The organism is Streptomyces sp. NPDC088746 (genome assembly GCF_044751065.1).
Taxonomy (GTDB): domain Bacteria; phylum Actinomycetota; class Actinomycetes; order Streptomycetales; family Streptomycetaceae; genus Streptomyces.
On record NZ_JBIVLA010000002.1, the window covers coordinates 612,864 to 631,360 of the forward strand.

The 18,497-nt window shown below is 72.3% G+C and carries 16 protein-coding genes; 13 read left to right on the forward strand and 3 right to left on the reverse strand.

The window, feature by feature from the left end; translation table 11 throughout:
- The first annotated feature begins 11 nt into the window (after window positions 1–11).
- The 3 genes from ACIP63_RS10295 to ACIP63_RS10305 all read left to right on the forward strand — a co-directional run bounded on the left by ACIP63_RS10295 (window position 12) and on the right by ACIP63_RS10305 (window position 2,034).
- Window positions 12–737, forward strand: a complete 726-nt coding sequence (locus tag ACIP63_RS10295) for a DUF4328 domain-containing protein (protein ID WP_401513282.1) — start codon at window positions 12–14, stop codon at window positions 735–737.
- Window positions 738–808: 71 nt separating this feature from the next.
- Window positions 809–1,315 carry a hypothetical protein gene (locus ACIP63_RS10300; RefSeq protein WP_401513285.1) on the forward strand — a complete coding sequence of 169 codons (507 nt, stop codon included), beginning with the start codon at window positions 809–811 and terminating at the stop codon, window positions 1,313–1,315.
- A gap of 125 nt (window positions 1,316–1,440) precedes the next feature.
- Window positions 1,441–2,034 carry a hypothetical protein gene (locus ACIP63_RS10305; RefSeq protein WP_401513288.1) on the forward strand — a complete coding sequence of 198 codons (594 nt, stop codon included), beginning with the start codon at window positions 1,441–1,443 and terminating at the stop codon, window positions 2,032–2,034.
- 358 nt (window positions 2,035–2,392) lie between these two features.
- Here ACIP63_RS10305 and ACIP63_RS10310 read toward each other — a convergent pair whose 3' ends face one another.
- On the reverse strand, window positions 2,393–3,868 hold the full coding sequence (locus ACIP63_RS10310) for a carboxypeptidase regulatory-like domain-containing protein (RefSeq protein ID WP_401513291.1): 1,476 nt from the start codon (window positions 3,866–3,868) through the stop codon (window positions 2,393–2,395).
- 656 nt (window positions 3,869–4,524) lie between these two features.
- Here ACIP63_RS10310 and ACIP63_RS10315 point away from each other — a divergent pair.
- The gene (locus ACIP63_RS10315; RefSeq protein ID WP_401513293.1) at window positions 4,525–5,208 is read left to right on the forward strand and encodes an RNA polymerase sigma factor; all 684 of its coding nucleotides are present in this window, start codon (window positions 4,525–4,527) and stop codon (window positions 5,206–5,208) included.
- Window positions 5,208–6,275 (forward strand): hypothetical protein, encoded by a 1,068-nt coding sequence (locus ACIP63_RS10320; protein WP_401513295.1) that lies wholly within the window; start codon window positions 5,208–5,210, stop codon window positions 6,273–6,275. Before ACIP63_RS10315 ends, ACIP63_RS10320 begins: the two co-directional genes overlap by 1 nt.
- Window positions 6,276–6,452: 177 nt before the next feature.
- Here ACIP63_RS10320 and ACIP63_RS10325 read toward each other — a convergent pair whose 3' ends face one another.
- Complete coding sequence (locus ACIP63_RS10325) at window positions 6,453–7,352, reverse strand: L,D-transpeptidase family protein (protein WP_401513297.1); 900 nt, start codon at window positions 7,350–7,352, stop codon at window positions 6,453–6,455.
- Between the two features lie 254 nt (window positions 7,353–7,606).
- On the opposite strand from ACIP63_RS10325, the gene ACIP63_RS10330 reads away from it, so the two are divergent.
- From ACIP63_RS10330 to leuE, 3 genes are all read left to right on the forward strand, one after another.
- Window positions 7,607–9,187, forward strand: coding sequence for a methylmalonyl-CoA mutase (locus ACIP63_RS10330; RefSeq protein WP_401513299.1), 1,581 nt, complete (start codon window positions 7,607–7,609; stop codon window positions 9,185–9,187).
- 83 nt (window positions 9,188–9,270) lie between these two features.
- Window positions 9,271–9,888 (forward strand): Uma2 family endonuclease, encoded by a 618-nt coding sequence (locus ACIP63_RS10335; protein ID WP_401513302.1) that lies wholly within the window; start codon window positions 9,271–9,273, stop codon window positions 9,886–9,888.
- Window positions 9,889–9,946: 58 nt separating this feature from the next.
- Complete coding sequence (gene leuE / locus ACIP63_RS10340) at window positions 9,947–10,606, forward strand: leucine efflux protein LeuE (RefSeq protein WP_401513304.1); 660 nt, start codon at window positions 9,947–9,949, stop codon at window positions 10,604–10,606.
- A 12-nt stretch (window positions 10,607–10,618) separates the two neighbouring features.
- Here the strand turns inward: leuE and ACIP63_RS10345 are convergent, their stop codons facing one another.
- Window positions 10,619–11,077 (reverse strand): MarR family winged helix-turn-helix transcriptional regulator, encoded by a 459-nt coding sequence (locus ACIP63_RS10345; RefSeq protein ID WP_401513307.1) that lies wholly within the window; start codon window positions 11,075–11,077, stop codon window positions 10,619–10,621.
- A gap of 199 nt (window positions 11,078–11,276) precedes the next feature.
- Between ACIP63_RS10345 and ACIP63_RS10350 the strand changes: the two genes are divergently transcribed.
- Genes ACIP63_RS10350 through ACIP63_RS10370 form a run of 5 tightly spaced genes read left to right on the forward strand, consistent with a single transcriptional unit; the run spans window position 11,277 to window position 18,475 of the window.
- Window positions 11,277–12,242, forward strand: coding sequence for a glycosyltransferase family 2 protein (locus ACIP63_RS10350; protein ID WP_401513308.1), 966 nt, complete (start codon window positions 11,277–11,279; stop codon window positions 12,240–12,242).
- Between the two features lie 3 nt (window positions 12,243–12,245).
- Window positions 12,246–13,592, forward strand: a complete 1,347-nt coding sequence (locus ACIP63_RS10355) for a polysialyltransferase family glycosyltransferase (RefSeq protein WP_401513310.1) — start codon at window positions 12,246–12,248, stop codon at window positions 13,590–13,592.
- Between the two features lie 58 nt (window positions 13,593–13,650).
- Window positions 13,651–14,940, forward strand: coding sequence for a hypothetical protein (locus tag ACIP63_RS10360; RefSeq protein ID WP_401513313.1), 1,290 nt, complete (start codon window positions 13,651–13,653; stop codon window positions 14,938–14,940).
- Window positions 14,937–17,324 carry a polysaccharide pyruvyl transferase family protein gene (locus ACIP63_RS10365; protein WP_401513315.1) on the forward strand — a complete coding sequence of 796 codons (2,388 nt, stop codon included), beginning with the start codon at window positions 14,937–14,939 and terminating at the stop codon, window positions 17,322–17,324. Before ACIP63_RS10360 ends, ACIP63_RS10365 begins: the two co-directional genes overlap by 4 nt.
- Window positions 17,325–17,380: 56 nt before the next feature.
- Window positions 17,381–18,475, forward strand: coding sequence for an acyltransferase (locus ACIP63_RS10370; protein ID WP_401513317.1), 1,095 nt, complete (start codon window positions 17,381–17,383; stop codon window positions 18,473–18,475).
- The last annotated feature ends 22 nt before the right edge of the window (window positions 18,476–18,497 follow it).

The window sequence follows — 18,497 nt, forward strand, 5'->3', positions numbered from 1 at the left end:
CGGACGGACTGATGGCCGCGACTCCGGCCCCGCCCGCGGAAGCGGGGTACCGGCTGCGTTCACCGCTCGGACCGAGCAGGGCGGTGGCCGCCCTGCTGGGGGCCGTCATCGTGACCGACGTGGTCGCGCTCGCCGCGGGGGCGCACGTCCGGAACGAGTTCGCGGGGCTCGGCGGGACGCTGCCGTTCGACCCCGGCCCGGCCATCCGTGCCGAGAACCTCTATGGGGTGGCCGGAAGCCTCCAGGTGCTGGCGCTGCTGGCCACCGCCGTCGTCTTCATCATCTGGTTCCACCGGGCGCGGGTGAACGCGGAGGTGTTCGACGCCGGGGTGCAGCCCATGAGGCCGGGCTGGGCGATCGGCGCCTGGTTCGTCCCCATCGGCAACTTCTGGCTGCCGCGCCGGGTCGCCGGCGGGATCTGGGCGGCGAGCGCGCAGACGAACCCGGACGGAAGCCGGCGCACGGTCTCCCGCGCGCCTCTCGATCTGTGGTGGACGCTGTGGGTCGTGTCAACCCTCTTCTCCCAGGCCGCGTCCAGGATCTACGCGCGGTCGGAGCTGCCCTCCGAGGTGAGGGACGCCGTGACCCTGGTCATGGCCGCCGACGCCCTCGACATCGCCGCGGCCGCCCTCGCGATCCTCTTCGTACGGAAACTGACCCGGATGCAGGGCGAGCGCGCGGCCCTCGGCGCGACCCCGCTGTCCGCCCCCTCCCCGACCGGCCCGGCGCCCGCCTGAGTTGACCCGATTTCGCGCTTCCCCGTGGTCCCGGGTGGGAAGAATGGCCCGGACCGCGGGGGGAGCACGACGTGGGTTTCTGGGGCTTGTATCTGGTGGGCCGCAGCGGGGAGCCGCTCATCGGTCACCCCGCGCTGCGCGACGCGCGCGAACGGCTCACGCTGCGGGAGTACCGCGCGGACGGCTGGCAGGTCTGGTCCCACCCCACCGAGCCCTCGCTCGGCAGCATGACCGCACTCGCCGACGCGGCACGGGCGCCGGTCCTCCTCGGCTTCGTCATGGACGGCGTCTGCGTGGCCGTCGAGGCGGCGGCACCGCACAGCGGATCCTGGTACGCCTGCCTCGGCAGGGCGCCGATGGCCGCGCACATCGACCGGGACGGTCTGACGCTGGAGGACCTTTTCCTGCCACCCGAGGACGCCGCGGCGCGGGCCGTCGCCTGGGCGGCCGAATCCGGCCAGGGCGTCCTCGAAGGCCCCCTGCTCGAACTGCTGCGCATCGAGCGTTCCGAGTGGTCCGCGGAGGAACTTTTCTTCGCTTTCCTGGACCGTCTGGGCATCGAGAGCCTGTCCGGCTGAGTCCCGCTGTGATCTCCCGTGCCGGAAGAGTGACGCTTTTCGGCCATCTGACGCTGTACGCGGTAACGGGAAGCGGAGTGCTCCCCGACAACCGAGTGAGCGGTGAACCGATGGGGGAGACGTCGATGAGTCTGCTGGAGCTGATCGCTCGTGCCGACGAACGAGGTCTGGCGGCGAGCGCGGTCGCCTGTCTGGACCGCTGTCTTCCGCCGGCGGAGGACGGCTGCGACCCGGAGCCGCTGCGCCCGCTCTGGGCGGACTGCGAGAGCGGCGAGGAATGGGCTGCCCGGCTCGACGCCGCCCACGCGGCGCTGGAGACGGGAGCCGGCCGGGACGCCACGGCGGACCGGGTCCGGGCGCTGCTGGCCGCCGCACCCCGGGATTTCGCCGCCGGGCCGTTGCGCGCATGGGCGGACGCCTGCTCGCTCCTCGCGCTGGACGTCCACCGGGAGTGGGACTTCCCGGCCGGTGACGGCACACGGACGGCCGCGGCCTGCCGGGCGGACGGCGCCGCGAACGACGGCCCTCTCGTCACGGGAGAACTCCGCCGGCAGACCGCGATCCTGGAGGGCCTCGCCGGGACCGCCGGAACGCCGGGCGGCGCGACGGGCCTGCGACGGGCCCTGGACCTGTCCACCGAGGGCCGGCGGGTGCTGCGCGCGGTGGTGTCCCGCCGCGCTCGCGGCTGTGGCGGGCCCGGCGGCGTGACCCTGACGTGACGTCATGAGGCGGCGTGACGTCGCCGAGGCCGTGGTTTCGGGCCCCTGGCCGGGCTCCGGGGCTGCGATCGTGCGCCCCGGCAGGCGGGTGCGGGACCGGGGCCCGTCGCACCTTCGACCAGATCGGCGAAGGCTACGACCGGATGAAGCGCGGCGACTACCACGGACGTCTCGTCGCGTTGCTCAACCCCGAGGCCGCCGCGTAACCGCTCCTCCTGCGGCCGGTCGCGTCCGGAAGCCGGCGAGGCAACGGCAGCACTCCACGACCGGCCCGAACCGCGCCGTCCGAGCAGACGTCACGTGCTGTGAACACGGACGTGTGAACCGCTCCCGGACGTCGAGGCGACTTCCCCCTTCCTCATGCCCCGGCGCCACGGTGGCTGCGGACCGGAGAGGGAGGGGCCTCGTCGAGGACGAAGTCCTGGCGGAGCGTGTGACCCGTACGGACCAGGAGCCTGGTGACCACAGGTGAGTGGTCCCGGGCCAGGAGAAGGACGGCGAGGAAGTCCTCGGGCAGCCCAGCGGCGGCGTAGCGACCGGCCTTGTCGGTGGTGGTGTGCATGAGTTGCCTGCCGCCCGGGGCCAGGACGGTGACAAAGGCGTTCGGGGCCGGGGTCCCGTCGGCGTGGCAGACCGTACCGGTGAGCATGGGGACCTCTTCCCCGAAGCGCTCGCCGGAGCCGGGGTGCAGGGCGTGCGGAGTGGGGGCCTGGATGGACGGGTCTTCGACGTTCTCCTCGATCGGCTGCTCCGCTTCCGCGTCACCCGTGGCCTCCGCGGCCTTGCGCCGTTCGAGGAGGCCGCCGGCAGCGATGAGGGCCGCACTGACGGCAAGCCACGCACAGAGTACGAGGGTGGGGCGCAGCATCCCCTTGCCGTCGAAGTAGAAGAGGCCGTGCAGGGCGTCGATGAGGTTGCCCAGCGGCATGATCGGGTGCAGGGCGCGGAAGAATCCCGGAACCATCTGGTAGGGGATGGCTCCGCCGCTGGAAGGGATGCTGAGGAGGACGAAGAGTGTGATCGCCACTCCGGGGATGAACTGTCTGACGAACGGCACCAGCCCGTAGGTGGTCCAGGCGACCGCCTGGGTGATCATGAACGCGTAGAGGATGGCCAGTGGCTCGTCGGGTACGACGTCCATCGCCAGGGCGATCAGGTAGCCGACGACGCTGATGAAGACGCCCGTGCCGACCAGGGTCCCCACCTTGGCCAGGCGACTGAGAGTGACGACGCGCATCAGCATCATCACCGCGATGTAGGGGACGATGTTCCACACCATGGCGAGGTAGAACAGGCCGGTGCCGCTCGGGTCGCCGCTCGCGGTGGGAGTGAGATCGACGGTGGTGAGCTGCCGGCCACTCTGCGCGGCCACCTTTCCGAAGGCCGCGCCGACCACGTCCTCCAGCGGGGCGCCCGCAGCCTTGGCCAGGAAGAGAGTGGCCTTGTCGCCCTGGGCCGCGTAGGCGGCCACCGTCTCGCGGTCCAGCACTTTCCGGCGGGCGGAGGCGGCGTCCGCTGCCGGGGAGATCTTGAAGGCTCCCGGGGCTTCCCGCTCCAGGCCGGTACGCACCTGCTCGGCGTACGCCGGTCCGGATACGGCAACCTTCACGTCGTGCGGGGCCGGGGCGTGGAACGGCAGCATGTAACAGAACAGAAAGCCGAAGAAGAACAGCATGGGGAACCAGAGGCTGGTCGCGAGGGTCTTCAGCCAGCTGGACTTGTCCTCGTCGGACTCCTCCGCCTCCTCGGGCCTCCCGGCGTGCTCGGCGGCCTCCGGGCCCCCGGCGCTCTCGTCCTGCTCAGATCTCCCGGTTTCGTCGTGATTGTCCGCCACGCGCGGGGCCTCCCTGTGTGCGCTTGATCGCTGCGAGTTACATACTGCGGCAGAGATGCGGCGCGCAGGCGAGTCTCCGGAATGGCCACGCCGTGTGTCACCAGGGCCGACCTGCCCGCTTCACCCCGTACGGGCGGGGTGCGATCGGGACGCGGAGGAATGCGCACCGTGGCTCACCGGCAGAGGCGGGAGCCGTGTCCTGCCTGCCTGCCTGCCTGCCCGGCGTCATCGTCCAGCCCGAGCGCGGTTTTTCGCTCCGGGCCCGCCGGTGTCCGCGAGGCGGCCAGATGCCTCGGGTATGCCCCCGAACGACTCCGCCGGCCTGGAGCGCGCGCCGCGCCGGCCACGCGCTGGTCGCCCGGAACCCCCGCAACCCATGTCTTTCCTGGTCAGGCGGGGTGAAGAGGGCGACGGCCGGGGCCGCCACCCCCCACAGGAGAGGCCCCGGCCGTCTTCCACGGGGCCGCGGAGCGACCCCGTACTCATCTCAGCGCCACGGGTGCGTTTTCTGTCACACCGCTCTGAGTCAGGAGACAGTTGCGGGTTGTACAAGTCATGGACGGGGTACCGTCCGACCACGTAGCGTGCTGAGTCGCGCAGAGTGGCGCAGTAGTGGTGACCAGCTACGATTCGGATCAGCAGGGCGGGTTGAGGGAGTGCTGGGGGACGACGCGGAGCTGACCGCCGCGGTGCTCGCGGCACAGGACGGGGACGAGGACGCCTTCCGGACTGTGTACCGCGCCGTGCACCCACGGCTGCTCGGCTACATACGGACGCTGGTCGGTGAACCGGACGCCGAGGACGTGGCGTCCGAGTCCTGGCTGCAGATAGCGCGTGACCTCGACCGCTTCAGCGGGGACGCCGACCGGTTCCGCGGCTGGGCGGCCCGGATAGCGCGCAACCGCTCGCTCGACCACATACGGATGCGGGGCAGGCGCCCCGCGATCGGCGGCGACGAGAGCGAACTGGCCGGTGAGGCCGCCGAGTCCGACACGGCGGGCGAGGCACTGGAGTCGCTGGCCACCGGGCGCACCATGTCCCTCATCGCCCAGCTGCCCCAGGACCAGGCCGAGGCGGTCGTGCTCCGCGTGGTGATCGGCCTCGACGCGAAGAGCGCGGCGCGGACGCTGGGCAAGCGCCCCGGCGCGGTGCGCACCGCCGCACACCGCGGACTGAAACGGCTGGCGGAGCTGGTCGGCGCCGACGACGGCCCGGAGGAAGAGGTTCCGGCGGCGGGTGCGGAGCTCGGCGCCGTACCCGCACAACGCCCCGGCCGGCCGGGTGCGGTGGCACCCGCCGGTGTGACGCATTCGCGTCCGTGGACGCAGAAGGACATGTGATGGCCGACGAGCAGCACGAGTGGCTTGACGCGGACGCGGCGGAGATGTTGCTCCGCGGCGAGTCCGTCGAGCCCGTCGACGATCACGCCAGGACCGAGGCCCGCCGGGTGGAGGCGGCGCTGCGCGTGCTGCGGGCACCCGGCCCGGCCGGGGGCGAACTGCCCGGTGAGGCCGCCGCGCTGGCCGCCTTCCGTGCGGCGTCCCGGGGCGGTGAACGGGCCGGAGCGGCCAGCCCCACCGGAGTCGCGAGGCAGCCGGACGCCCTGCACACCGTACGGATCGGGCCCGCGCGCACGGCCCCGCTCCGGCGCCCGCGATGGACCCGCCCGCTGCGTTACGGCCTCGCCGTCTCGCTCGCCGGGTGCGCACTCGGCGGGGTGGCGGTCGCCGGGGGTTCGGGCATGCTTCCCGCACCGTTCGGCGGCAAGGACTCGCCTCTTCCGGCCGCGTCCGTCTCGGCGTCCGCGTCTCCCGAGGAACTGGGTGCCGAGGTGCCCGGCGCCGGTGAACCGCCTTCGCCCCTGCCCTCCGGCACGCCCAGCTCTCCGGCGCCCTCGGACGTGCCGGACGGCGGGGTGCCCGGTGGCACTCCCGGCACCGGGCAGGACGACGACGGTGCGACGGAGCGCGAGGAGACCGGCCGGGACAGCGGAACCGGCGGCACCCAGGACGGCACGGACGCGCCCGAGGCGCCCGGAAGGTCCCCGGGCGAGGTGTTCAAGAAGTCGGTCAAGGCCTGCCGCGCCTACCGCGACGACACCCTGAGCCAGGAGGAGAGGTCCCGGCTCCTCGAACTGGCCGACGGGGAACGCAACCTGGACCGCTTCTGCGACCGCCTCCTCGGCACGGACGACCGTGACGGCGGAAGCGGTGAGGGCGGCAAGGACGACGACCGGAACGACGGCAAGGACGACGGCAAGGACGGCGGGAGCTCCCTGCCCGCCATCACCTTCCGTACGCCGTCCCAGGAGACCACCCAGGACGACGCGCCTCGGGACGGCACGGTGCGCCCGACGGCGGAACCCGCCGCCAGTTCGCCGTCCGCGCCCCCGTTGGCGACGCGCTGACCTGCGAGAACAACTCGGCAGTAACGTTCTTCGGCGGTCCGGCGCAGTAGTAAGTGCCGACTGGTCATCGGCCGCGCAACGAGCCGGGGTTCCCCCCGTACCTTCGGCTCAGCGCATCCGGCGCGGGCGGGACACGTTCCCCCGGTCCCGCCCGCGCCCCTCATCCGGTTGAACCGTCTACCAATAAACGACGACCTTGTCGCCGTCCCGCACCTGGGCGAAGAGCGACGCGATCTTCCCTTCGTCCCGTACGTTCACGCAGCCGTGCGAGGCACCGTTGTAACCGCGCGCCGCGAAGTCGGACGAGTAGTGCACCGCCTGGCCGCCGCTGAAGAACATGGCGTACGGCATGGGGGAGTCGTAGAGCGTCGACACGTGGTGGCGGGACTTCCAGTACACCGAGAAGACGCCTTCACGGGTGGGCGTGTACTGCGAGCCGAACCGCACGTCCATCGTCGAGACGACCCTGCCGTCGATCATCCAGGACAGCGTGCGGCTGTTCTTGCTGATGCACAGGACGCGGCCCTTCATGCAGCGGGCGTCGGGCTTCGCGGCAGCCGGTGCGGCCGGCGGGTCGAGCTCCTTCGCCGTCGGCCGGCGCGTCATCGCGAGCAGCCGCTCCCAGGTCACCGTGTCGGTCCGGCCCGTGCGGGGCAGGCCCCGCTTGCCCTGGAAGGACTGCACGGACGCGACGGTCGCGTCGCCGTAGTACCCGGTGGGGCTGCGGTCGAAGTGGCCGATCTGACGCAGCCGGGCCTGGAGCTCCCGTACGCGCTCGCTCCGGTCGCCGACGGACATCAGGGTGCTGGGCTGTGGAGAGGGGCGCGCGCTCGGCGTCCGGGAGGGGGTGTCCGAGGGGCTCGGCCGGTCGCCGCCCGGCTTGGCGTCGTCCGGTGAGGGAGTGGGAGGTGAGGACGTGGAGGGTGAGGGCATCTTCGCCGGGAGAGCGGTGGGCTCCGCCGCTCCCACCGTCTCGACCTTGCAGCCCGCCGTCAGCGTGGCCAGTGCGAGGACGCCCACGGCTGCCGCGACCGCCGCGCGTACCCCCCGCGTGTATCTGTCCGTCCGTGTGCGCATCCTCGGCCCCCTGGTTCTCGCCCGTCACCGCCCCGGTCGCGCGTGACCCTTCGCGCGGCACGGATATCTCATGGGACGGATTCCCGTCCTGCCCGGTTGCCGAATCCTGTCCATGATGGGAGACATGCGTCCGGGCTTTTCCGGTACGGGCTGTGAGCAAGGTCCCAGCGGAGGGATCCCAACGGCCGGGGGCGCCGGGGCTAGAGTCCGTCGCGAGGTCGTTACCGCCAGTAGCTTGAACGGGAGGCACAGCAATGACGCGTGAGTCCGAGTCGGGACTGCCCATCGAGCCGGTCTACGGGCCGGAGGCGCTCGACGGCTGGCGGGCCGAGGAGAAGCTCGGGGACCCGGGCGCCTTCCCGTTCACGCGTGGGGTGTACCCGTCGATGTACACGGGCCGGCCGTGGACGATGCGGCAGTACGCGGGATTCGGCACCGCCACCGAGTCCAACGCCCGCTACAAGCAGCTGATCGCCAACGGTACGACCGGGCTCTCCGTCGCGTTCGACCTGCCCACCCAGATGGGGCACGACTCGGACGCCCCCATCGCCTCCGGCGAGGTCGGCAAGGTCGGCGTGGCGATCGACTCGCTGGACGACATGCGCGTCCTGTTCGGGGGGATCCCGCTGGACGAGGTCTCCACCTCGATGACCATCAACGCCCCGGCCGCGCTCCTCCTCCTGCTCTACCAACTGGTCGCGGAGGAGCAGGGCGTCCCCGCGGACCGGCTGACGGGCACCATCCAGAACGACGTGCTCAAGGAGTACATCGCCCGGGGCACGTACATCTTCCCGCCGAAGCCCTCGCTGCGGCTGATCGCCGACATCTTCAAGTACTGCCGGGCCGAGATCCCCAGGTGGAACACGATCTCCATCTCCGGCTACCACATGGCGGAGGCCGGCGCCTCGCCCGCGCAGGAGATCGCCTTCACCCTCGCGGACGGCATCGAGTACGTCCGCACCGCCGTCTCGGCCGGCATGGACGTGGACGACTTCGCGCCGCGGCTCTCCTTCTTCTTCGTCGCCCGTACGACGATCCTGGAGGAGGTCGCCAAATTCCGTGCCGCGCGCCGGATCTGGGCGAAGGTGATGCGGGAGGAGTTCGGCGCGAAGAACCCCAAGTCCCTGATGCTGCGCTTCCACACCCAGACCGCCGGGGTCCAGCTCACCGCCCAGCAGCCCGAGGTCAACCTGGTCCGGGTCGCCGTGCAGGGGCTGGGCGCGGTCCTGGGCGGCACGCAGTCGCTGCACACCAACTCCTTCGACGAGGCCATCGCCCTGCCGACGGACAAGTCGGCCCGCCTCGCGCTGCGCACCCAGCAGGTCCTGGCGTACGAGACGGACGTGACGGCGACGGTGGACCCCTTCGCCGGGTCGTACGTCGTCGAGAAGATGACCGACGACGTCGAGGCGGCGGCGCTGGAGCTGATGCTCAAGGTCGAGGACATGGGTGGCGCGGTCGACGCCATCGAACGCGGCTTCCAGAAGGGCGAGATCGAGCGCAGCGCCTACCGCATCGCCCAGGAGACGGACAGCGGTGAACGCGTCGTCGTCGGCGTCAACCGCTTCCGCCTGGACGAGGAGGAGCCGTACGAGCCGCTCCGCGTCGACCCGGCGATCGAGGCCCAGCAGGCGGCCCGCCTGGCGAAGCTCCGCGCCGAACGCGACCAGGGCGCCGTGGACGCGGCGCTGGCGGAGCTGAAGAAGGCGGCCGAGGGCACGGACAACGTGCTCCACCCGATGAAGGACGCACTCAGGGCACGGGCGACCGTGGGCGAGGTCTGCAACGCGCTGCGCGAGGTCTGGGGCGCGTACGTCCCGACGGACGCGTTCTGAGGCCACCCGCGCGGGTGATCTCCCGTCGATCGGCCTCACCCGTGGATAGGCTCGTGAACAGTGGTCTCCGAAAGGAGGATGCCGTGGCTGTGATTCAGCACGAGGAGCTGGTGACGATGCAGTCGGAGCTGACGATCGGCGAGGCCGAACAGGCCGCACGCTCGCTGCCCGGGCATCGCGTGGAGATTCTCCAGGGGAGGCTCACTGGGACGCCACCGGCCGACGTAGCGCATGCGCTGGCACTTTCCTGGCTCGGCGAGGAGTTCGGTGCGAGAGCGCGCGGGGTCGGGCTGAGACTGGTCCAGGCGGTCGGGATCTGGCTGCCCACCGGTCCGGACGACTACGCGATTCCCGATCTGTCGGTCGTAGAGGCAGACATTCGCGACGCCCACGTCATGAAGAACTGTTACGCCCCGCACGTCTTCCGCATGGTTCTGGAAGTCACCTCGACCAACTGGGCGGACGATCTCGGCCCCAAGGTCGAGGACTACGCCCAGGCCGGCATTCCGGTCTATGTGGTGGCCGACCGCAAGCACGACCAGGTGCTGGTCTGCACCGACCCGCGCGGCGGCGAGTACAGGAACCGGACGCCCCACAAGAGGGGCATGTCGTTCACCGTGCCGGACGTCGTCGGGGTGGAGATGGAGATTTCCGTGGACCGGCTGCTGGACGGCGACGAGGACCGATCCCCCGGAACCTGACCTTCCGGTATGTGAACCACCTGGACGGAGCGCCGTACGCGCGTGCGACACTCCGTCCATGCTGGGTGTCACCGATCTTCCGACCTATCTCGCCGGCCTGGTGCTGATCATTCTGCTGCCGGGGCCGAACTCGCTGTACGTGCTCTCCGTCGCCGCCAGGCGCGGTGTGCGCACCGGCTATGTGGCCGCGGCCGGCGTATGGACCGGGGACACCGTCCTGATGACGCTGTCCGCGCTCGGCGCCGCCTCGCTGCTGCAGACGACGCCCCTGCTCTTCGCGGTCGTCAAGTTCGCCGGCGCGGGATATCTGACCTGGATGGCGATCGGGATGATGCGGACGGCCGTGTCGATGTGGCGCGAGCGGCACCAGCACATGGCCGAGCTGACGGTGGAGGACGCGGCGCCCGCGAAGGAGACGGAGCATCCCTACCGGCGGGCGCTCGTGGTCAGCCTGTTCAATCCCAAGCTGATCCTGTTCCTCATCTCCTTCTTCGTGCAGTTCGTGGATCCGGGTTACGCCTATCCGGGGCTCTCCTTCCTGCTGCTGGGGACGCTGCTGCAGATCGGCAGCTTCCTCTACCTCACGGCGCTCATCTTCGGCGGCACCCGCCTGGCCGCCGCCTTCCGCCGCCGTAAGCGGCTGTCGGCGGGGGCCACCTCGGCGGCGGGTGTGCTGTTCCTGGGGTTCGCGGCGAAGCTGTCGTTCAGCAGCGTGTGAGCCCCGCCCGGGTCAGTGGTGCCAGGCCTTGCCGCCCACGTTGTGGATCATGCGCTGGAGGACCTTGAGCGCGGCGACGAACTCCTCGTCCGGGATACCCGCGTGAATCTCCGCCAGCGCCCTGCCCACCCGTTCTGCCGCCTTGTCGCGCAGCACGTGTCCCTCGGCGGTCAGCCGCAGGCGGGTGGTGGGGTCCTCGGTGACGAGGCCCCGGGCGATGAGGGTGTCGATCTCGGGCTCCAGGGAACCGCCGACGTTCAGATAGCCGCTGAGCATCGCGACGACCTCGGCGCGCGGGCGGCCGTGTTCGTCCGCTTCGGTGAGCTGGTTGAGGACCCACCAGGGGGGCTGGGTCAGGCCGTGTTCGGCCAGTGCGGCCCGGATGTGGGTCACGGTCGCGTCGTGGGCCGCCCAGCTCCAGTAGCCGATGGGCTGCCGTGCCAGTCCTGCGTCGTCATGTGAGTAGTCCATGTCCTGGACCGTAGGACCTCAAGCAAAGTTGAGGTCAAGCTGCGGTGTGCGGTGGCACGTCCGACCGCCGCCACGGCCCTCCCCCGGCGCGGGTCACCCCCGCGACGCCCAGAGTTCACCGTTCGTCGGGCCGTGGGACACCCGCCCCTTCATCCGCGTCACTAGCGTGTGCGGACCATGATCGAAGGTGAGGGCCCGCGTGCCGAAGCTGTCCGTTGTCGTTCCGTTCCACAATGTCGGCGCCTACGCCGACACGACGCTGGGCAGTCTTGCCCGTAACGCGGGCCCGGACATCGAGTTCCTGCTGGTCGACGACTGTTCCACGGACGAGACGCCGGCCGTCGTCGACCGCTGGGCCGACAGACTCCCCCACACCGAGGTCATCCGGCACGAGAAGAACGTGGGCATCGCGGCGGCCCGCAACAGCGGCATCGACGCGGCCCGGGGCGACTTCGTCACCTTCCTCGACGGCGACGACTGGTACGCACCCGGCCACCTGGACCGGCTGCTGCACGCCGCCGCCGAGCTGGACTGCGACTTCGCCCGCACCGACCACGTCCAGGCCACCGGGACCAGCCGCGTCGTGAAGCGCGCGCCCGCCCGGCTGCGTGACACGGTGCTGGATCCACGCGAGGGCATCGCGGCCCCCGAGTGGGAGACCATGGTCGACTACCCCTTCGTATGGGCGGGCGTCTACCACCGGCGGCTCTTCGAGGACGGCGGCCACCGCTTCACCACCCGGCTGCGCACCGCGGAGGACCGGCTGTGGATCTGGCAGCTGCACCTGCGGGCCCGCACCTACGCCGCGCTCAACCTGTACGGCATCTTCTACCGGCGCGGTGTCACCACGTCCCTGACGCAGATCAAGGACTCGCGCCAGCTGGACTTCTTCCCCGCCTACGACACGCTGATCGACGAGATCCTCCAGGACCCGGACGCGGAGATCCTCCTCCCCAAGGCGGTCCGCACCTACTGCGCGATGATCGCCTTCCACAACGAGAAGGCGGACGCCTACGAACCCGCGACGTTCCGGCGTCTGCGCCACGAGTCGGCAGCCGCGCTGCACCGCATGCCGCAGCAGGTGCTCGACCACACCCTGACGATGATGGACACCAGGCGCAGCACCCTGCTCAACCGCCTGCGTGACAAGCAGAAGGCCGCCTGACCCATGCCCACGCGCACCCAGATCTTCCAGGTGTCGACCCTGTACGGGGCGGCCACACTCGCGGCGGCCCTCGACGCCGGCCAGTTCGGGCCCGGGCAGGACAGCCACCGCGTCCTGCTCGTGACCAACAACGCGGCGATCCCCGAGACCGCCCTCCGGCTGGAGGAGATGCGGGGCTACGGGGACATCGCCGCCCGCTTCGACTCCGTCGTCGACTGGAACGCAGCCATCAGCCCGCACCACCCGAGCGGCTGGGGCCCGCGCGCCGAGGAGACCGAGCTCTGGCAGCGCGCCTTCCGCCTCGCCTGGGGCATCGCCCCCGAGGCCCCCGTCGACCTCGCCGTCGAGTCCATCCAGGTCAACCCGGCCCGTGCGCTGGCCGCGATCTTCTCCGAGAGCGCCGTGCACGTGTACGCGGACGGGCTGATGAGCTACGGCCCGACCCGCAACAAGGTGCCACGGTCCATCGCCTGCCGCATCCAGCGGGTGCTCCACCTGGATCTCGTGCCGGGACTGCGTCCGCTCCTCCTCGCCGAGTCCGGCGTCGAGCCCGAGCTCGTGCCGAACGACGCCTTCCGCAAGGTCCTCGGCGAGATCGCCGGGGCGGCGGACGGCGACCGCCGGCTCGCGGAGGCCGAGGCCGAGGCGCCCACGGCCGTGCTCCTCGGGCAGTACCTCGCGGCGCTGAACATCCTCACGGCCGAGGAGGAGGAGGACCTGCACCTGCGCATGCTGCGCGGCGCGGCGCGGGCCGGCCACACCTCCGTCCTCTTCAAGCCCCACCCCACCGCACCGGCCCGCTACTCCAGGGCCCTGGACGACGCGGCCGCCGCACTGGGGATACGGCTGACCACCCTCGACAGCCCGCTGCTCGCCGAGACCCTCTACGAGCGGTGTGCTCCCACGCTCGTCGTCGGCTGCTTCTCCACCGCGATGTTCACCGCCGCCGCGTACTACGGCATCCCCGTCGCCCGGGTCGGTACCCGTCTCGTCCTGGACCGCATCACCCCGTACGAGAACAGCAACCGCATACCGCTGACGATCGTCGACCACCTCGTGCCCGACCTGGACGAGCAGGCCGGCGAGCCCGTACCCGAACTCCCCTCCACGGCCCCGGAAACCCTCGCACCCCTGGTCAGGACGGTCGGCTACTGCATGCAGTCCGGTCTCCACCCCACGCTGCGCGCGGAGGCCGAGGCCTGGCTCCGGGACCACCTCGACACGGGCACGCAGCACTACTTCAAGCGGCGCCGCCTGCAGAAGCTCACCCTGCCCGGGGGCGGCCCGCGAGGCGCGGCGATCCGGCTGCGCCGCACCGTGCGGCGCACCCGCACCAGCCTGGGCCTCTGACCCCGGAACCGGGGCGCGCGCCCCGGCCGGCCACTGATGACAGAACGGCGGAACGAGCATGGGCCAGACCTTCACGGGGCTGCTCAAGGCAGTGCGGGCGAGAACGGGGCAGGGCCCCACGGCGCGGCCGGCCCCCACGGCCGCACTGCGCCTGTGCGGCGACTACCTCGCGGGCCTCACCGCCGGCGGTCCCACGGGCGACGCCCCGCAGACCCGGCTCCTCGCCGCCATCGGCGGCCTCACCACGGCGTGCGGAACCGACGGGGACGAGCTCTTCGAGGCCCTGCTCCGCACCGGGCAGCGCGCCCTGGAGGCCGGCGGGGAGACGGAGACCCGTCTCGCCCTGGACATCGCCGTCGAGGCCACCGCGCTGCGCGCCAGGTCCAAGGGCGCGTGGCGGCTGCGCGGAAGCGCGCTGGACGCGCTGGGCCGCCGGGACGAGGCGGAGCAGGCGTACGGAGAACACCTGGCGCTCCAGCGGAACCCGGCGGCGGCCGAGGACATCGTGCGCCGTATCGCCACGCTCCAGGAACTCCGCGGCTGTCTGGACGAGGCCGCGGGGCTGCTCCCCGCCGAGGACGGCGCCGCCCTGCGGGCGCTGCACAACGCCCCCGCCGGACAGGCGCGTACGGTCTTCGCCGAGCTTGTGCGCCGGCACACCGCCGAGCGCGGCGGCACGGCCGACCCGGCCGTCCGCCGCCTCACCGCGCGCTACGCCGCCTACCGCCGGCTCCTGGACCGGGACCGGATGGCCGACCCCCTGCTCGGCGGCGCGGAGCCGGCCGGGGTCGGCGCCCTGCGGCGCACGGTCGACGGCCGTTCCGTCTGCCTGGTCGCCGGCGCGGCCCGGGTCGCCGACGCGGAACGGGAACCCGGCAGCGCGCTCGGCAAGCTGATCGACGGTTACGACCTGGTGGTGCGCTGCGACACCCTTCCGGCCGCCGCCCCGCGCACCGACCTGCACGCGGTCACGCTGCGAGGAGACACCCCGTGGACGGGCCCCGCCTGGGACCGCCCGGCGGGCACCCGGCTGGTCTTCGGCGACCCGCTGTCGCAGTGGCGCCGCTCGCTGCGCGCCCGCCTGGTCGCCGGCGCGCAGGACCAAGTCGGCGACGCCTCCCTGCGGCGTCCCCTGGACGATCCGGCGCTGCTCGGCGAGGACGGCTGGGGGACCCGGACCACCACCGCGTTCACCGTGCTCAGGCTCCTGGACTTCCTGGACGCGGCCGACCGCCTGGACCTCATCGGCTTCGGACTGCCGGGGCAGCTGCTGCCGCGCGAGCGGGAGTGGGTCGCCGCCCGGGCGGCACACCAGGACGAGACCGAGATGAGGACCGAGCTGCGATGAACACCCCCGCCGAGCCCACCGACGACAGACGGCCCGGGCCCGCCCCGGCCCAGTCGGTGCCCGTGTCCGACGCCGACGACCGGAAGCGGCCGCAGCCCGCCGACGCCGACGACCGGAGCGCCGTCACCGGCAAGCGCAGGATCGCCTTCGCCGCGTACGCCGACGAGGACCGGATGCCCGGCCTCCTGGTGCTGCTGCGCAGCCTCGCGCTGGCGGACCCGGCGGTCTGCGAGGACTTCCTCCTCCTGCACCCCGGGCTGCCCGACTCCGCGCTCGACGCCGCCCGCCGGCTGCACCCGCGCCTCGTCCCGCGTATCGCGGAGAGCCGCCTCGACGCCTTCCGGGCGACCGGTTACGACACCGTCGTCGCGCTCGGCCCCGACATGATCGTCCTCCGCTCCCTCCGGCCGCTGCTGGCCCTGCGCACAGGAGTGGCAGCCGTGCCGCAGCCCGCACCCGGCGGCAGACGGCTCGTGCGGGACGACGGGCTGCTGGTCATCCAGCGCCAGGACGTGACGGACGACCTGCTCGACGCCCTCGCCGAAGGCGGCGAGGACGCGGTCGGCCGCGCGCTGACGGAGGCCGGGATCCTCGAACCGCTCGGCTCCCCCTACGACTTCCCGGCCGACCGGCTGTACGACGGCGTCCCGGTGCCCGGGAGCACCGTCGTCCTGCACCTCGGCGAGGACCCCGCCCCCGGCACCCCGGCGCACGAGGCGCGCGAACGCTTCGCGCTGGACGACGCGGCATTCCGCGCCGCCTACTGCGCCCTCCCGGGCCCCACCCACCCCGAACTGCTTCTGCACTGCGCCCTGCCGTTCCCCGAGGAGGGTCGTGCGCCGGTGGACCTGGTCCGCCGGGTCGCGGAGGTGCACCGGCAGCAGGGCCGCTACGACGAGGCCGTCGCCCTGCTGAAGGCCGCCGTGGCGGACCGGCCCGACCTGCCGCGCTGCCAGGAGGCGCTGGGCATCAGCCTGATGGCCCTGTCCCGCTACGAGGAGGCCGAGGCCCATCTCCTCCTGGCCACCGTGTCACCGGACTTCGCCGCCCGCGCCTACGGCCAGCTCGCCCGGCTCGCCTGGCTGCTGGGCCGGACCGAGGACGCGGCGGCGTATGCACGGGAGGGCCTCGACGCCGACCCCACCGACGGCAACTGCCACGCCTGGTACGTCCGTACGCGCTCCGCCGAGGCCCCCGGCCAGGGACCCGCGGACGAACAGCTCGCCCATGTCGCCCTGTTCGCCGACGGCCAGGAGAACGCGGGCGACAAGGTGCTCCCCGAAGCGGTGCGCATGTGCTTCGGGCCCGACACCGGCCCCGCCCGCTGGCACGAGCGGTCCGTGCACCGGCTGGTCGACGAGCCCGCACTGGAGGAGCTGAACGCCCGGCGCGGCATCGTCGTCGGCGGCGGCGGGCTCTTCCTCCCGGACACCGCGCCCAACAGCAACAGCGGCTGGCAGTGGAACATCCCCGACGACGTCCTGGCCCGGATCACCGCGCCGCTCGCCGTCTTCGCGGTCGGCTACAACGTCTTCGACGGCCAGCGCTACCGCAGGGAGCGCTTCGGGGAGAGCCTGCGCGCCCTGGTCGCGAAGTCGGCCTTCTTCGGCCTGCGGAACCACGGTTCGGTGGACCGGGTCAGGGAACTCCTGCCCGAGGAGCTACGGGACCGGGTCCGCTACCAGCCGTGTCCCACGACCGTCGCCCGCCACCTCGACCCCGGCCTGGACGACGGCGTGAGCCGGGACGACACCGTGCTGGTCAACTGCGCCTACGACCGCGCCGGCCTGCGCTTCGGCCACGACTACGGCCACTTCCTGGCCGAGTCGGCCGCCGCCGTACGCGCCATCGGCGAGCGCGCCGAGGTCCGGTACGCCGCCCATATGCCGGCCGACGAGAAGTTCGTCCACGACCTGCGCCGGGAACACGGCATCGCCCTCCCGGTCGAGCCGCTGTACCTGTTCACCAACGACCGTATCCGCGAGCTCTACCGGCGTACGCGCCTGGTCATCGGCATGCGCGGGCACGCGGGAATGATCCCCTTCGGCTGCGGCACGCCGATCGTCAGCCTGGTCTCGCACCCCAAGCTCGCCTACTTCCTCGCCGACATCGGCCGCCCCGACTGGGGGGTGTCCGTCCACGACCGCTCGCTGGGCGCCCGCCTCGCCGAGCGTGCGGCGGCCGTGCTCGACGACCACGGGGCAGCCGTGGCCGACGTGCGCGGCCGGCAGGAGCACCTGTGGTCGGTCACCCGCGCCAACCTCGCCGAGCTCCGGGGCGTCTTCGGGCTGCCGGACCCGGCCCCCCGGAGTACGCGTGTCCCCGGCCCCCGGGCCGCCGAGGGGGCACGGGGCCTTCACCTGCCGGACACCCGGACGAAGTGACTGTTCACCTGACCGGAGTTCACCCGGGGCCCGCCCGTTCATAGCCTTCGTTGACCATGTCTTCCTCTGTCTCCCCGGCCGGCCCGCCTGCCCCCGCGCAGTCCCCTGAGCCCGCCCCCGCACCCCGCCCCAGCCGCGAACACCGGTACGACATCGATCTGATCCGGCTGCTCTGCTCCGTCGGTGTGATCCTCTGCCACACGGGCTCCGCCTTCGTGAGCACGGCGGGCCGGGACGCCGCCAACGGCCCCGGCACCTACTGGGCGGGCCTGGCGGCGGACTCGGCGGGCCGTTTCGCCGTCCCGCTGTTCTTCGCGATCGCCGGATGGGTCGTCCTGGTCGGCGCCCCCGTCAGGGACGGCCGGCAGCTGTGGCAGCGCGTCGTCCGGATCGTGGTGCCGCTCGCCGTGTGGACGGTGCTCTACGTGGCATGGGGCCGGCTGCGCGGCACCAACGACGCCCCGGCCGGTGAGCTGGCGTTCGACGCGCTGTTCGCCTCGGTGCGTCCGGCGTACCACCTCTGGTACCTGTACGCCTACGTCCCCGTGATCCTGCTCCTGGCCTTCGCCGCCCTGGTGAAGTCCGGCAAGCGCCCGTGGGGCCTCGGCGTCGCCCTCCTCGTGCTGGGCGCCGCCCCGACCCTCTTCGGTGACCTGGGGAAGGTCACGGACCTGGAACTGCCGCGCTTCGGCTGGGGCTTCGGCCCGTACCAGCTGATCTACGCGGTTCTCGGCGCCTTGGTCCTCGCCCTGCCCGCGGGGACGTTCGGCAGGCGGAGCCAGTGGTGGCTGCTGCCGGCGGGGGCGTTCCTGGCCGCCGTCATCGCGTACCAGCACGAGGTGCACTACGCGATCCCGTACGCGAGCATCCTGGTGGCCCTGTTCAGCGCGGGTGTGCTGGTCTCGCTGCACCGGCTGCGCGTCCCGGAGCGCCTGCGCCCGGCGCTGACCCGGCTGGCGGGCGCCTCGTTCGGCGCGTACATGATCCACGTGCTGGTGCTGGGTGTCCTCACCGACGTACTCGTCGACGCCGACCTCTCGCTGCCGGTGGCGGCGGCCCTGGTCGTCACGGTGACCGCCGCCACGACGGCCCTCTCCTTCGGCGCGGCCATGCTGTGGACCCGGCTCGGGCTGACGCGGCTGCTGGGCTGATCAGCGGCGCGCGCCGCGCTTC

Coding starts and splice junctions, on each gene's coding strand:
- ACIP63_RS10295 (WP_401513282.1), top strand. CDS start 12: ATGGCCGCGACTCCGGCCCCGCCCGCGGAAGCGGGGTACCGGCTGCGT.
- ACIP63_RS10305 (WP_401513288.1), top strand. CDS start 1,441: ATGAGTCTGCTGGAGCTGATCGCTCGTGCCGACGAACGAGGTCTGGCG.
- ACIP63_RS10320 (WP_401513295.1), top strand. CDS start 5,208: ATGGCCGACGAGCAGCACGAGTGGCTTGACGCGGACGCGGCGGAGATG.
- ACIP63_RS10325 (WP_401513297.1), bottom strand. CDS start 7,352: ATGCGCACACGGACGGACAGATACACGCGGGGGGTACGCGCGGCGGTC.
- ACIP63_RS10330 (WP_401513299.1), top strand. CDS start 7,607: ATGACGCGTGAGTCCGAGTCGGGACTGCCCATCGAGCCGGTCTACGGG.
- leuE (WP_401513304.1), top strand. CDS start 9,947: ATGCTGGGTGTCACCGATCTTCCGACCTATCTCGCCGGCCTGGTGCTG.
- ACIP63_RS10345 (WP_401513307.1), bottom strand. CDS start 11,077: ATGGACTACTCACATGACGACGCAGGACTGGCACGGCAGCCCATCGGC.
- ACIP63_RS10355 (WP_401513310.1), top strand. CDS start 12,246: ATGCCCACGCGCACCCAGATCTTCCAGGTGTCGACCCTGTACGGGGCG.
- ACIP63_RS10360 (WP_401513313.1), top strand. CDS start 13,651: ATGGGCCAGACCTTCACGGGGCTGCTCAAGGCAGTGCGGGCGAGAACG.
- ACIP63_RS10365 (WP_401513315.1), top strand. CDS start 14,937: ATGAACACCCCCGCCGAGCCCACCGACGACAGACGGCCCGGGCCCGCC.
- ACIP63_RS10370 (WP_401513317.1), top strand. CDS start 17,381: ATGTCTTCCTCTGTCTCCCCGGCCGGCCCGCCTGCCCCCGCGCAGTCC.